Origin of the sequence: Pseudomonas sp. NPDC089428 (assembly GCF_044749325.1) — a bacterium.
Taxonomy (GTDB): Bacteria; Pseudomonadota; Gammaproteobacteria; order Pseudomonadales; family Pseudomonadaceae; genus Aquipseudomonas.
In genome coordinates, this window is record NZ_JBIVHT010000024.1 from 38,729 (window position 1) to 52,407 (window position 13,679).

Below are 13,679 nucleotides of genomic sequence, written 5' to 3' on the forward strand. Positions count from 1 at the left end.
CGGGCCAATGCTGTGCGCCCCCTACACTCTCCAGACCTGCGCTTCAGTCCAGCCGAGCTCGGCAAAATCCAAAGCCCGCAGGTCGGCTTCCTCTTCACAGAAGAACTCGTCGAGCTGCGGCGGCCGCACCGCAGTATCGCTGAGCATCGCATGCACCTGGCCACGGTGATGAATCTGGTGCTCGAACAGGTGCGCCAGCAGGCGCAGGCGCTGTTCGCGCTGGATCCGTTGCGGGCGCACGATGCTCACATAGCGCTCCAGTTGAGCATCCTGCAACAGGCTGCAATAGGCGATCAGCCGGTGGTCAGCCTGGGCCTGCTCGGCATGCAGGTCGGTGCAGGTGGCGAACGGTTGCTCCGGTTCGAAGAAGCGCTCGCCATCCGGGTTCGGCGGCTCTCCGCGCTGTTCGCACTCGAGCATGTCGAGGTAGAACCAATCCACCGTCAGCAGGTGGTTGAGGGTGGCCTTGATCGACGGGAAGAAGCTGCAGCGGGGGGCGACGAATTCGTCGTGGGTCAGTTGCAGGCAGGCCTTGTACAGGCGGTGGTTGGCCCAGCCATTGTTGTAGGCCTGGGTCAGCAGATGATGCGACAGCGGCTCCATGGTTCGGCTCCTTCAGGCGAAGCGTTGCAGTTGCATCTCCCGTAGCCGGCTCAGGGTCCTTTGGTACGGGAACGCCAGATACCCTTGAGTGTAGAGCGCATCGAGCGGAACCTGCGCCTCCAGGTACAGCGCCACCCGGCGGTCGTAGCATTCGTCGACCAGGGCGATGAAACGGCGCACGGCGTCATCCTTGGGGGACAGCCTTGGCAGCTCACGGTCGCCTGCCACCACACGCGCCGCGCCATCCTCGGTGCCGCGGGCAATGCGCCCGTTGCGCTGCTCACCGCCCAGGGCCGGGATGCCCTCCACCAGAATCGCCGGGAAGTGATCGCACAAGGCCATGAACTCCATGACGGCCAAAGGCCGTTCGCACAGCTCGGTAAAGTGGCACCAGACAGCCTGGGTGCTGCGCCGGATCACCTCGATCTGCCGCGAGCCAATTTGCAGTGGCGCGTTGCTGCCGGGGTCATGCGGGCTGAGCTGCTGGAACACCGCTGCCAGCGCACCGCCCGTGGTCCCCTCCTCCGCCACCCAGTAACGCTGGCGTTGCGCACCCGGATGCAGGCGATGGTCCTGTTCGCCTGCCACCGAGAGCACCTGCATGTGCCGCTCGATGGCGCTGATGGCCGGCAGGAAACGCTCGCGATTGAAACCGTCGCGGTACAACTGTTGCGGCGGCTGGTTGGAGGTGGCGACGACCACCACACCGTGATCGAACAGCACCTGGAACAGGCGGCCGAGGATGATCGCATCGCCGATATCGCTGACGAACAGTTCGTCGAAGCACAACACCCGGATCTGCCCGGCCAGTTCCCGGGCCAGCGCTTTCAAGGGGTCGGCTGTGCCGTTGAGCTGGAACAGGCGCTGGTGCACCCAGCCCATGAAGTGATGGAAGTGCTGGCGCCGGGACGGGACGCTGAGGCAGCGGTGGAACAGGTCCATGAGCCAGGTCTTGCCACGGCCGACCGGCCCCCAGAGGTACAGGCCCTGGGTGGCACGGCCATTTTCCAAGGCTTCGAAAGCGGTTTGCAGGGCCATGACAACCTGAGCCTGAGCCGGGTCATGAGCAAAACCTTGTTCAGTGAGAGCCTGATGATAAAGGGACTGCGGGTCGAGGGGCATAGTAGCTGGCTTGGCCTGTTAGAGCTCCATTGTCTGCACTGGCCCCTTCGCGGGCAAGCCCGCTACCACGGGTACTAAAAAACGGTTTCAGCCTTCGCTCAGCCCCACCTTCAGCAACGCCCCATCCTTGGCATCGGTCAGCACATACAGGTAGCCATCAGGCCCTACCCGCACATCACGAATACGCGCCTTCAACTCGCCCAGCAAGCGCTCTTCATGAACGACCCTGTCACCATCGAGTTGCAAACGAATCAGTTCCTGGCCCACCAGCGCACCTATGAACAGGTTGTGATCCCAGGCCTTGAAGGTCGGGCTGTCATAGAAGGCCATGCCGCTGATGCCGGGCGACTTCTCCCAGACATGGTGGGGGTCGACCATGCCGTCGACATGCTTGCCCTTGGCCTCGGGGATCGGCAGCAGCGAGTAGTTGATACCGTGCGTTGCGATGGGCCAGCCATAGTTCTTGCCCGGCGCCGGTATGTTGATCTCGTCGCCACCGCGCGGGCCGTGCTCGTGGGTCCAGAGCTTGCCGGTCCAGGGGTTGAGCGCCGCCCCTTGCTGGTTGCGGTGGCCGAACGACCAGATTTCCGGGCGCACATCCTGCTTGCCGACGAAGGGGTTGTCTTTTGGTATTTCGCCGTCGGGCAGGATCCGCACCACCTTGCCCTGCAGCTTGTCCAGGTCTTGGGCGGTCGGGCGCTGGTTGTTCTCGCCCAAGGCGATGAACAGGAAACCGTCACGGTCGAATACCAGCCGCGAGCCGAAGTGGTTGCCTACAGAGAGCTTGGGTTGCTGACGGAAGATCACGCTGAAGTTTTCCAGCCGGGCGCGGTCCTCGGACAGCTGGCCACGGCCCACTGCCGTGCCGGCCTTGCCATCACTGCCCTCCTCGGCATACGACAGGTACACCGTGCGGTCCTTGGCGAACTGAGGCGAAAGCACCACGTCGAGCAAACCACCCTGGCCTTCGGCCCAGACCTTGGGCACGCCGCTGATGGGCGGGCCGACCTTGCCTTCGGCGCTGACCACCCGCAGGTTGCCGGGGCGCTCGGTGACCAGCATGTCCTTGCCACCCGGCAGGAATGCCAGCGCCCAAGGGTTGCGCAGGCCGTCGGTCACGGTGCTGACGGTAAGTTGCCCTTCCTCGCTGGGAAGCTGCTGCTCGGGGGCGGCTTGGGCCATCAGGGGCAGCAGTGCTGCAGCGGTCAGGGTCGTCAGCCAGGTAATTCGGATCATGCAGCATTCCTTTCTAGCGAGTGGGGCTTCTAGCGTGTGGCGCTCAGGGCACGCGCTGGGTATCACGCGGCGGCCGCGCGGGGTCCAGGTTCGGCGCCTGCTGCTGGCGGCGCATGTTGTCGCCGTTGCCAATGCCGCGGTTGTCCAGGCTGGGCGTGCGGTAGATGGGCTCGGTGGACGGGGCGCGCACCGGCGGTGTGGCCGGCATGCTGCCCTGGCGGCTGTTGGGGTTGGCGCGCTGGATCGGGCTGTTGTACGGGTTGTTGTTGCTGGCGGCGAGCTGCAACGGCTGCACGGGCGCAGCCTGCACCGGCAGGCACAGCAGCAGGCCGATGACCAGGGTGGGCAATGTACGATTCATGCTTCACCTCCTGTACGAAAAGCGCGCCTTGAGCATTTGGATAGCCTAAGGCGCGAAGGGTTCGCGGCAAAAGGGTGAATGCGATTCCTGATGTTTCAGTATGGGCCTGATGGCGTTGCCCACCAGGCTCGCCGATCACCGGGCAATGTCGACCTTGTGCCGCGCCGCATACAGGCACAGCATCTCCATGGCCAGGGTGGCTCCGGCCAGTGCGGTGATATCGGCATGATCATAGGCCGGCGCAACTTCCACCAGGTCCATGCCCACCAGGTTGATGCCGCGCAGGCCGCCCAGGATTTCCAGCGCCTGTACCGTGCTCAGGCCACCGCACACCGGGGTACCCGTTCCGGGCGCATAGGCCGGATCGAGGCAATCGATGTCGAAGGTCAGGTACACCGGCCGATCGCCGACCCGCTGGCGGATCGCCGCGATGATCGCTTCGGTCCCCTGGCGGTGCACCTGCCGGGCATCGAGAATGGCGAAGCCCTGGCTGTCGTCATTGGTGGTGCGCAGGCCGACCTGCACCGAGCAGGACGGATCGACCAGCCCCTCCCGCGCGGCATGCCAGAACATGGTGCCATGGTCGATACGCCCCTCGTCGTCCGGCCAGGTGTCGCTGTGCGCATCGAAATGAATCAGCGCCAGCGGGCCATGGCGCCGGGCATGGGCCTTGAGGAGCGGGTAGCTGATGAAATGGTCTCCGCCCAGGGTGAGCATGGCGCAACCGGCCTCAAGAATCTGCTCGGCGTGGGCCTGGATGCTGTCCGGTACCGAGTGTGGGGTGCCGCTGTCGAAGGCGCAGTCGCCATAGTCGATCACGGCCAGGTGGTCGAACGGGTCGAACGCCCAGGGCCAGTGGCGGGCCCAGGCCTGCTGCACCGAGGCGGCGCGGATCGCGCGCGGCCCGAAGCGCGCGCCAGGGCGGTTGCTGGTGGCGGTGTCGAACGGCACACCGCTGACCACCACATCCACCCCGCGCAAGTCGCGGCTGTAGCGGCGACGGGAGAAACTGGTAATACCGGCGTAGGTGCTTTCCGCTGCGGTACCGTACAGGCTGTCACGGGTCATGGCCTGGTCGTTGTTCTGGGCTTTATCCACGGTTGGGTTCCTTTGTGTTTATCGGTCACTGGCGGCTGCGGAAGGCCGTCCACAGCCGGTTGCGCTGGCGCAGGTCGGACAGCGCCATGCTGCGATCGGCGTACAGCCGCTCACGTACCTGGGCAGGTGGGTAGATATCCGGGTCATTGCGCACGGCCTCATCGACCAGAGGCGTCGCTGCCTGGTTGGCGTTGGCGAAAAACAGCGTGTTGGTCAACGCTGCCACCGACTCTGGCTTGAGCATGAAAGCGATGAAGGCCCGAGCAGCCTCAGGGTGCGGGGCGTCCTTGGGGATGACCAGGTTGTCCTGCCACACCAGCGTGCCTTCGCGAGGGATGCGGTAGATCAGCTCGAACGGCTTGCCGGCGCGGCGCGCCTGGTCGGCGGCCATGGCCGCATCGCCGTTGTAGGTCAGCGCCAGGCATACGCTGCCATTGGCCAGGTCATTGATCTGCCGGCCATTGGCGACATAGCTGACCGACGGTTGCAGCTGGTTCAGCAGGTTCTGCGCCGCCGTGAGGTCAGCCTTGTCCTGGCTGTAGGGGTCCTTGCCGAGGTAGTTGAGCGCGACACCGATCACTTCCTGCGGCGAGTCCGGCATGGCGATGCCACATTCCTTGAGGCGGCTGGCGTACTCGGGCTTGAACAACAGGTCGAGGCTGTCCAGCGGCACATCACCCAGGCGCTGGCGCACCGCCTCGACATTCACCCCCAGCCCCAGGGTTCCCCAGGTATAGGGCACGGCGTAACGGTTGCCAGGGTCGGTCTCGGCCAGCTTGGCCAGCAGGTCCTTGTCGAGGTTGGCGTAGCCGGGCATGCGTTGCGCATCGAGCGGTTGCAGGGCATTGGCCTGGAGCGCCCGGGCCAGCACAGTGGCTGACGGCACTACCACGTCGTAGCCGCTGCGGCCGGTGAGCAGCTTGGTCTCCAGGACTTCGGTGGTGTCGAAGGTGTCGTAACGCACCTTGTAGCCGGCTTCCCGTTCGAAGCGCTGGAGTGTTTCCGGGGCAACGTAGTCGGCCCAGCTGTAGAGATTGACGACCTTTTCTTCGGCCTGCAGCGGCAAGGCCAGGATCAGGGACAACAGGCACAACGATCGACGCATGACGGACACCTCGGGCGAATGGGTGGATGCCGCCAGCATGCCAGCCGGGTAACATTGCAAGAATGGCAAGTTTGCAAAGCTGACATTCATCGGGAGCAATGTGATGCTCGGACAACTGCACGACCCCGACCTGCACCTGCTGCGGCTGTTCGTCACTGTAGTAGAGGCCGGCGGCTTCAGTGCCGCCCAGGGCGTACTGGGCTTGAGCCAGCCCACCATCAGCCAGCGCATGGCGCAGCTGGAAACGCGGCTCGGCTACCGCCTGTGCAGCCGCGGAAAAAGTGGCTTTCGCCTGACCGACAAGGGCGAGTTGCTGCTGGAGGCAGCCCGTGGGCTGTTGCTGAACATCGAGCTGTTTCGCCAACAGGCCAACGGCGTGGCCGGGCGCCTGCTGGGGACGGTGCGGGTAGGCATGGCGGAGAACCAGGACTCAGCGGTGAGCCTGCGCCTGGCCTCGGCCATTTCATGCTTTCGTGAACGAGACGAGTCGGTGCAGCTGGAATTGATCAGCGCGCCACCGGCAGAGTTGGAGCGACTGTTGCTGGAGCAACGGCTGGATTACGCGATCAGCTACTTTTCCGGCAACCAGGCGGCTTTCGACTATCAGCCATTGTTCGAGGAACGCCAGCGGTTGTATTGCGCCAAGGGCCATGCACTGTTCGACGTGGCCGAGGTGGCGCTCGAACAGTTGCTGGAAGCCGATCAGGTACGCCATCCCTACCGCTTTCTCAAAGGCGGCGAGCCGTTCCAGAGCCAGCGCAGCATGGCGGTGGCGGAACAGATCGAGAGCGTGCTGACGTTCATCCTGTCAGGGAAGCATATTGGTTATCTGCCATGTCACTGCGCGGCGAGCTGGGAGGCTCAGGGGGTGTTGCGGGGGCTGGATCCGGGGCTGGATTTTGTGGTTCCGTTCACTCTGGCGCGGCACCGGGCGCAGGTGCCTGGGGAGGCGCAGGCAGCATTTGCAGAGGATTTGCTGGCAGCGTTCTCCTGACATGGCCGCTTCGCGGGCAAGCCCGCTCCCACAGGTATCGCACGCGGCCTGAGGTTGTGATGAACCTGTGGGAGCGGGCTTGCCCCGCGAAGAGGCCATGTCAGGCAACAACAATCAGTAAGCCATGCTCCAGGTCAGCGTGTAGGTACGGCCCCGACCTTGGTAGTCATAGAGATAGGCCGGCCCGTAGGTCGGCGAATAGAACAGCGTCGCCCGCTGCCCCCAGACCGTGCTGTACTGCTTGTCCAGCAAGTTCTGGATCCCCGCGCTGAAGGTGCCGAAGCCGGTATCCTGGCTCCCCAACAGGTCAAACGTGGTGTAACCGTCGATTTCGTGTTCGGCATCGTCCTTCAGGCTGAACGCATGGTTGGCCTGCAGCCGCGCACTGCGGCCATCGCCCTTCCAGCCGACGAACGCAGTGGCCTTGGACAGCGAGGCATAGCGGGCATCACGCTTGATCCAGTCGCCGTCGGCGTCTTCTTCCTCGGATCGGGTCAGGTGCAGGGTACCGCCTGCCTCCCAGCCCGTCTGGAAATGCCGGGTCAGCGCGCCCTCGAAGCCGAAGTCGCGGCTTTTCTGGTCTTCGACGTTGATGGTCAGGGTTTGCGAGTCGACGTTGATGATCTTGTCCGACCAGATGTAGTACAGCGCTGCCTGCGCGTCCCAATCCAGGTCGGCATAGCGCCAGCCCAGCTCGACCTGGCGGCTCTTGATACCGGCCAGCGGGTTGTCCGCCACGCTCAGCCCAGGCTTGCCGTAGTACTTGGCCGGGTCCGGCAGGTCAAAGCCTTCGCCGTAGTTGGTCCACACCTGGTGGCCGTTCTTGAAGTCGTAGATGGCGCCGACGTTGTACAGGTCGACTTGATAGTCGTTACTGCCACCGGGTACGCCCTTGAAGTCGCTGACATCCACATCCATCTGCTGGCGTCGGGCACCACCGGACAAGGTCAGGTTGTCGCTGGCATGCCAATCGAGCTGGGCGTAGAGCGAAACGCCATCGACCCGATAGCTGGGGTAACGCTCGGCCTTGCTCTGCTTTTCCAGGTCCAGGCCGCCGCTTTGGGATGAAGTCAGGGCATCGAAGGTGGTCTGGTCGGCATTGAAGCGCTCGCGATCCAGGTCGACGCCATAAGTCAGCTTGAGGGTATCCCACTGCTTGGCGAACAGTCCCTTGAGGCTGGTAACCTCGAAGTTCTGCTGCGAAGCGGCGAAGTACACGCCACGCGAACCGGTTGGCGTGGCACGGTTGTAGTACGGGAACGGGTAGAAGTTGTCGTCTTCCTTGCGGTACGAGGCCTGCAGGTAGAAATCCTGGCCCAGTACATCGGTGTGATGGTAGTTGGCGTTGAGCAACAGGCGCCGGGTACGCGGCTCCAGGTCGGAGGCGTAGCCACTGCGCAATTCGGCGTCCTCCAGGTCGGAGGGGGCGTTGTAGTTCAGGTTGGGGAAGTAGATGCCGGTGCTGCCATGGTTGCCGGAGTCGTAGTACTGGGCCAGCAGGTCGAGGTTTTGCGCGTCGGTGAGTGTCAGGCCAAGGGTGCCCAGCACGTCGAGGGTGCGGTTGTACTGCAGGTCAGTCTGGGTATTGTCGATGAAGATCTGCTCGCCCGCGCCATCGTAGAAGGCTTCGTTCTGCTCGCCGGATACCCCCAGTCGCGCATTGATCCTGTCGTTGCCGCCGCTGATCGACTGAGCGAAACGGGTGGCCAGGTCATCACTGTTGTTGAAACCGCTGCTGGCACCGAGCTGGGTCTCGAAGCGTGCCGGGCCCGGCTCGCCCTTCTTGGTGACGATGTTGATGATGCCACCAGTGGCGCCGCCGCCGTAGAGAGCGCTGGCGCCGGACAGAACCTCGACGCGTTCGACGTTGAACGGAGAAATGCTGTCGAACTGGCGCGACAAGCCACGCGAGCTGTTCTGGCTGACACCGTCGATCATCACCAGCACATTGCGCCCACGCATGTTCTGGCCATAGTTGGTCCGCCCTTCGGGCGCCAGGTCCAGGCCTGGCACCAGCTTGCCGATGGCCTCCTTGAGACTGACGCCGCTGTCGATCTGTTCACGCAGCTGCTGTTGATCCACCACCCACACCGTGCCGGGGATTTCGCTGATGGCGGTGCTGGTGCGCGAGGCAACGCTGACTTCGATAGGCTTGAGGTTGACCGCCTGCGCTGCAGGCTCGGCTTTGCGCAGGGTGACGGTGCGGGCATCGTTGAACTGCCAGGCCATGTCGCTACCGGCCAGCAGCAGTTGCAGTGCCTGTTCGATGCTGTAGCTGCCTTGCAGCGCCGGGCTGCGCAAGCCTGCCACATCCCCGGTGGTGTACAGCAAGTGCAGACTGGCCTGATCGGCAAATGTAGTCAGGGCCTGATCCAGGGGCTGTGCTGGTAGGTCCAGTTGAACCTGGCGGGCCTGTACCTGTGCGTGTACGTCGGTAGCGGCCCATGCCTGCAGGGGGCCGGCGAGCATGGCAAGGGCGCTGCAGGAGATCAAGGCGTGGTGGAGGCGAGCGCCGCGACGGTGAGTGGGCTTGGGCAAAAGAGGCACGAATGAGCTTCCAGACAAGTCGTAATTGAGAATGGGTTGCTGATCAGTCCCACTACGACGATCTGGCTTGCAGGAACTTGCAGTGCCAAATGAAAAAAGTTTCGATTATTTTTTACAAACTCAATGCACCACGGCCAGCCACGGCAGATAGGTGACTGTCAGGCCGTAGCGCTGCTCCAGGGTGCGCAACAGGGCGTGCGGCTCGTTCAGGTCAAACACACCGCTGACCTCAAGTGCCGAGAGTTTGGGGTCGGACAGCAGAATGCGACCGTGCTGGTAGCGCTCGAGTTCGGCCAGTACCTGCCCCAGCGGTTTGCCATTGAAAATCAGCTTGCCGCGCTGCCAGGCAGTCTGTGCGCTGGCATCGGCGGCAATGGCCAAGCTGTGCTCACCGCTTCGCGCTTCGCCCTTGGCCAGCACCACATGGCCGTCTCGGCGCACACTGAAGGTTGCCGCACTGCCCTGCACGGGCTCGCCGGCGGTTTCGACCACGAAGGGCCGGGGATCATCGGCGGTTTCGAACAGCGCCTCACCCGCCTGCAGCGTCACCCTGCGCTCGAGGGCGCTGAAGGCCACGTCGAGGGCGCTGCCGCTATTGAGCACCACCCGCGAGCCGTCCGCCAGGGTAATGCTGCGCTGCTCGCCAATGCCGGTGTGATAGTCCGCCAGCCACACCGGCGCCTGTTGCCAGCCACTGTAGCCTGCAACCAGCAGCACCAGCGAGGCGGCGATGCCCGTTGCCCAGTGCCGCTTGCTACGGCGTGCAGGCGATGCCTCGAACAGCTGGGCAGTCGGCGTATGACCAAGATCCTGCCACAGCGCTTCGGCCTCTCGCGCCGCCTCGGCATGCGCCGGGCTCAGCTGACACCAGCGCTGGTAGCGCGCCTGGTCGCCGGCGTTGGCATTGCCCGAGTGCAGCAGTACCTGCCAGTCGAGGGCATCGTCGGACACGTCGCTGATCGGCTGGGGAGCGTGCATAGTCGAAGTATCAGTCATGGTTGTGCTTGAGCCAGTCGCGGCAATGGCGCAGGGCCTGGCCGATGTATTTTGCCACCATGCTCTCGGAAACGCCCAGTCGTTGTGCGATCTGCGCCTGGGTCAGGCCCTCGACACGGTTGAGCAGCAGCGCCTGGCGAGCATTGCCGGGCAACTGCAGCAGGGCTTCGTCGAGCAACTGCAGGCGCTCGCGGGCCAGCAATGCGGCCTCTGGAGCAGGCGCCGGGCAGGCAACCTCCCCTGCGCCATCGCTGCCCTCATGGCTGGCGGCGATACGCTGTTCGCGGCGCAGCGCATCGATGGCCAGATTGCCGGCCACGCGGAAGATGAAGCTGCGCGCATGCAGCACCGGCACCGCCTGCTCGTCGATCTTCACCAGCTTGAGGTAAGTCTCCTGAGCCACGTCAGCGGCACGCTGCCGGTCGCTCATGCGCCGGGTGAGAAACTGCAGCAGGTCGTCGTAGTGCTCCTGGAAACTCGCCAGCAGACCGGACACGGGTGACGTCAGCATTGGGTAGAAGCACTGCCAGTAGGAGGAGTTATCGGGCGTTAATGAGAAACAGTATCTTTCATAAAGCCTGACACTTTCAACGCTGGCGTGCATTTGCCACACTGGGGACACACTTCGTCAGCGAGGACCTCGCCCATGGCTGCCCGTTTGCGCTGCTCCCTTCGCCTGCTGCTCGCGCTGATACTGGCCAGCGGGCTCAACGCCTGCGCGCTGTTCCAGGCCCACGACCCACTCAACATCAGTGTGATCGGCATCGAGCCGCTGCCGGGGCAGGAGCTGGAAATGCGCATGGCGGTGAAGATGAGGGTGCAGAACCCCAACGAGTCAGCCATCGACTATAACGGCGTCGCGCTGAACCTGGAGGTCAACGGACAGCCGCTGGCCGCTGGGGTCAGTGACCAGCAAGGGCACATCGGCCGCTACGACGAAGCCGTGATCGTGGTGCCAGTGAGCATCACTGCGTTCGCCTTCCTGCGCCAGGCCTATGGCCTGGGCAAGCTCGAGTCGCTGCAAGGAATGCCCTACAAACTACGCGGCAAGCTGGCTGGCGGGCCATTGGGCACGGTGCGCTTCACCGACGAGGGCAAACTGGACCTGCCCAAGCAGGGCAGCCTGTATTGGTAAGGCGGTAGATCAGCGATTGGCGCTGGCTGCGGCCATCATCTTGTTGACTTCGCTGCGCACCATGTTGGCGTACTCTGGTGGCGACATGCCCTCCAGCTCGGCGCGCACCCACTCTGCCCACTTGCCTTTGCGCCGGGATTTTTCCGAGATCAACCGCGCGGCTTCGCCCTTGGCCTTGCCCAGGTTGTTCTGCCACATCTCGAACAGCCGGGCCTTTTCTGCCTCGATCTGCGCCCGTTCCTCGAAGCTCATGTTGGCCAGATTGAAACTCATGAAGGTACCTGCCTGTTGAAAATGGCCGCTATCTTACACCGTGACGTCGCATCATCGGCAAAGCCGTCGCAACTTTCCCGGCGCGCTGGCATCCATTGTTCAAACCACCCCATCGACGAGGACGTGTTCATGGCCCGTAAAACCGCCGCACTGGCCGACAGTGATCAGATCAAGGACCAGGTGTTCAGTGAGCTTCAGGTATTGATCGAAGAATCGGAAAAGCTGCTCAACGAAAGCGCCGCGCTGGTTGGCGAAGAAGCCGAGACCCTGCGTGCACAGGTCAGCCTGAAACTGCGCCAGGCACGCGAGGCCGCCGGCCAGGTACGTGCCAAGGCGCAACCGGTGGTCGATGCCACCCAGGACTATATCGGTGGCCATCCCTGGCAGACGGTGGCGGTGTCAGCGGGCTTCGGCCTGGTGATTGGCCTGCTGCTGGGGCGCCGCCACTGAGCGTCAGGCCGCTTGCACCATCGGGATGCCGCTGTGGAAACGTAGCTCCTGATCCGGTGACTGGATCAGTTCGGCTTCAGCTTCACGCACCAGGGTGACGCGGCGGGCGATGTCCGCCTCGTCGCCATACTGGTGGGCCAGTTTCAGGTAGCCCTGATAGTGCCGCGCCTCACTTTTCAGCAAGCCGTGATAGAAGGCGCCAAGCTCTTCATCGAGGTGTGGCACCAAGGCTGCAAAGCGTTCGCAGCTGCGGGCTTCGATGAATGCACCGACCACTAGCGTATCCACCAGTTTCACCGGCTCATGGGCCCGCACCAGCCGACGCAGGCCAGACGCATAGCGGCCCGCCGACACCGGCCGCAGCGGCACGCCGCGCCGCTTCATCAGGCGCAGTACCTGCTCGTGATGCACCAACTCTTCACGGGCCAGGCGCGACATCATGTTGATCAGGTCCAGGTGGGTGTTGTACTTGGCGATCAGGCTCAGGGCGGTGCTGGCGGCCTTGAACTCACAGTTCTTGTGGTCGATCAGCAGGGTTTCCTGGTCGGCGAGTGCCGCTTCGATCCAGGCATCTGGAGTCGGGCAGCCGAGGAAGGCATCGATTTCGGGGATCAGCGACATAAGCGAACAACCACACTGGACGGGCAGGACCGGCGATTATACCGACGGCAACGGGTAGCACCAGTGACTATGCTTGATGTACATCAAGCGGCGACGCGAGGGGCGCCGACTATAGTCAGGCATTGCTCGCCACCTTTGAAGGGAGTTAACGCCATGCAAGCCGTCCGCAGCATCCTCGTCGTCCTTGACCCCGACCATGCCCATAGCCGAGCACTGACGCGGGCCAAGCTGATTGCCGGCGTGACCGGTGCCCGCCTGCATCTGTTGATGTGCGACAAGAAACATGACCACAGCGCGCTACTTAGCCTGCTCGGCAGCCAGTTGCATGATGATGGCTATGACAATGTCACCCATGAGCAGGCCTGGCATGACACCTTGCATGAATCGATCATTGCCGTGCAGCAAGCCGAAGGTTGTGAGCTGGTCATCAAGGAGCATCGGCCGGATAATCCGCTGAAGAAGGCGCTGCTGACCCCGGCCGACTGGAAGCTGTTGCGCCAGTGTCCCTGCGCGGTATTGATGGTCAAGAGCGAGCGCCCCTGGACAGGTGGCGTGATCCTCGCAGCAGTGGATGTGGGCAACCAGGACGAGGATCATCGTCGGCTGCATGCCAGCATCATCGACCATGGCTACGCCATTGCCGGATTGGCCAAGGGCGAGCTGCATGTGGTCAGTGCACATCCCTCCCCCATGCTGTCTGCGTCTGACCCTGTGTACCAGCTGAGCGAGACCATCGAGAAGCGCTATCGGGAAGCCTGCAGCGCGTTTCAGGCCGAATTCGATATCAGTGAAGAGCGCCTGCACGTGGCGGAGGGGCCGGCGGATGTGCTGATACCCTATACCGAAAAGAAACTGGATGCGGTGGTCACGGTAATTGGCACGGTTGCCCGTACCGGGATATCGGGCGCCCTGATCGGCAATACCGCAGAAGTGGTGCTCGACTCGCTGGAAGGCGATGTGCTGGTGCTCAAGAGCGAAGAAGCGACGGCGCACCTGGCGGAGCTTGCCCGGGGCTGAAGTGCGCCTAGATAAACCGTGAACGGCAGAAAGACAAAACCCCTACCTGCATGTGCAGATAGGGGTTTTGCGAAATGAATCTTGACGATGACCTACTCTCACATGGGGAAACCCCACACTA

General features: G+C 63.3%; 14 protein-coding genes and 1 pseudogene. 4 read left to right on the forward strand and 11 right to left on the reverse strand.

Annotated elements, in window-relative coordinates; translation table 11 throughout:
* Positions 1-21 precede the first annotated feature (21 nt).
* The 6 genes from ACIPZ5_RS26285 to ACIPZ5_RS26310 all read right to left on the reverse strand — a co-directional run bounded on the left by ACIPZ5_RS26285 (position 22) and on the right by ACIPZ5_RS26310 (position 5,525).
* Entirely contained in the window at positions 22-603 is a 582-nt protein-coding gene (locus tag ACIPZ5_RS26285; RefSeq protein WP_400811400.1) for a DinB family protein, read from the reverse strand.
* Between the two features lie 12 nt (positions 604-615).
* Entirely contained in the window at positions 616-1,725 is a 1,110-nt protein-coding gene (gene zapE, locus ACIPZ5_RS26290) for a cell division protein ZapE (RefSeq protein WP_400811402.1), read from the reverse strand.
* A gap of 87 nt (positions 1,726-1,812) precedes the next feature.
* Positions 1,813-2,961, reverse strand: coding sequence for a PQQ-dependent sugar dehydrogenase (locus ACIPZ5_RS26295; protein ID WP_343596751.1), 1,149 nt, complete (start codon positions 2,959-2,961; stop codon positions 1,813-1,815).
* A gap of 43 nt (positions 2,962-3,004) precedes the next feature.
* On the reverse strand, positions 3,005-3,322 hold the full coding sequence (locus ACIPZ5_RS26300; protein ID WP_400811404.1) for a hypothetical protein: 318 nt from the start codon (positions 3,320-3,322) through the stop codon (positions 3,005-3,007).
* A gap of 135 nt (positions 3,323-3,457) precedes the next feature.
* On the reverse strand, positions 3,458-4,420 hold the full coding sequence (gene speB, locus ACIPZ5_RS26305) for an agmatinase (RefSeq protein ID WP_400811406.1): 963 nt from the start codon (positions 4,418-4,420) through the stop codon (positions 3,458-3,460).
* Between the two features lie 25 nt (positions 4,421-4,445).
* Positions 4,446-5,525 (reverse strand): extracellular solute-binding protein, encoded by a 1,080-nt coding sequence (locus ACIPZ5_RS26310; protein WP_400811408.1) that lies wholly within the window; start codon positions 5,523-5,525, stop codon positions 4,446-4,448.
* Positions 5,526-5,628: 103 nt separating this feature from the next.
* Here ACIPZ5_RS26310 and ACIPZ5_RS26315 point away from each other — a divergent pair, with 103 nt between their 5' ends.
* Positions 5,629-6,519 (forward strand): LysR family transcriptional regulator, encoded by an 891-nt coding sequence (locus ACIPZ5_RS26315; protein ID WP_400811409.1) that lies wholly within the window; start codon positions 5,629-5,631, stop codon positions 6,517-6,519.
* Positions 6,520-6,633: 114 nt separating this feature from the next.
* Here ACIPZ5_RS26315 and ACIPZ5_RS26320 read toward each other — a convergent pair whose 3' ends face one another.
* The 3 genes and pseudogenes from ACIPZ5_RS26320 to ACIPZ5_RS26330 form a co-directional block, all read right to left on the reverse strand.
* A complete protein-coding gene (locus ACIPZ5_RS26320) occupies positions 6,634-9,057 on the reverse strand; it encodes a TonB-dependent siderophore receptor (protein WP_400811417.1) in 2,424 nt (807 codons plus the stop codon).
* Positions 9,058-9,186: 129 nt separating this feature from the next.
* Positions 9,187-10,062: a FecR family protein gene (locus ACIPZ5_RS26325; protein WP_400811411.1), complete on the reverse strand. Its 876-nt coding sequence runs from the start codon at positions 10,060-10,062 to the stop codon at positions 9,187-9,189.
* 4 nt (positions 10,063-10,066) lie between these two features.
* A pseudogene (locus ACIPZ5_RS26330) lies at positions 10,067-10,573 on the reverse strand (RNA polymerase sigma factor); the annotation flags it as partial.
* Between the two features lie 135 nt (positions 10,574-10,708).
* Here ACIPZ5_RS26330 and ACIPZ5_RS26335 point away from each other — a divergent pair.
* On the forward strand, positions 10,709-11,197 hold the full coding sequence (locus ACIPZ5_RS26335; protein ID WP_261943401.1) for an LEA type 2 family protein: 489 nt from the start codon (positions 10,709-10,711) through the stop codon (positions 11,195-11,197).
* Positions 11,198-11,206: 9 nt separating this feature from the next.
* On the opposite strand, the gene ACIPZ5_RS26340 is transcribed toward ACIPZ5_RS26335, so the two are convergent.
* Complete coding sequence (locus tag ACIPZ5_RS26340) at positions 11,207-11,470, reverse strand: hypothetical protein (protein WP_027920628.1); 264 nt, start codon at positions 11,468-11,470, stop codon at positions 11,207-11,209.
* 129 nt (positions 11,471-11,599) lie between these two features.
* Between ACIPZ5_RS26340 and ACIPZ5_RS26345 the strand changes: the two genes are divergently transcribed.
* Positions 11,600-11,920: a YqjD family protein gene (locus ACIPZ5_RS26345; protein ID WP_261943400.1), complete on the forward strand. Its 321-nt coding sequence runs from the start codon at positions 11,600-11,602 to the stop codon at positions 11,918-11,920.
* Positions 11,921-11,923: 3 nt separating this feature from the next.
* On the opposite strand, the gene ACIPZ5_RS26350 is transcribed toward ACIPZ5_RS26345, so the two are convergent.
* Positions 11,924-12,541 (reverse strand): tRNA-(ms[2]io[6]A)-hydroxylase, encoded by a 618-nt coding sequence (locus ACIPZ5_RS26350; RefSeq protein WP_400811414.1) that lies wholly within the window; start codon positions 12,539-12,541, stop codon positions 11,924-11,926.
* Between the two features lie 153 nt (positions 12,542-12,694).
* Here ACIPZ5_RS26350 and ACIPZ5_RS26355 point away from each other — a divergent pair, with 153 nt between their 5' ends.
* On the forward strand, positions 12,695-13,558 hold the full coding sequence (locus tag ACIPZ5_RS26355; RefSeq protein ID WP_400811416.1) for a universal stress protein: 864 nt from the start codon (positions 12,695-12,697) through the stop codon (positions 13,556-13,558).
* The last annotated feature ends 121 nt before the right edge of the window (positions 13,559-13,679 follow it).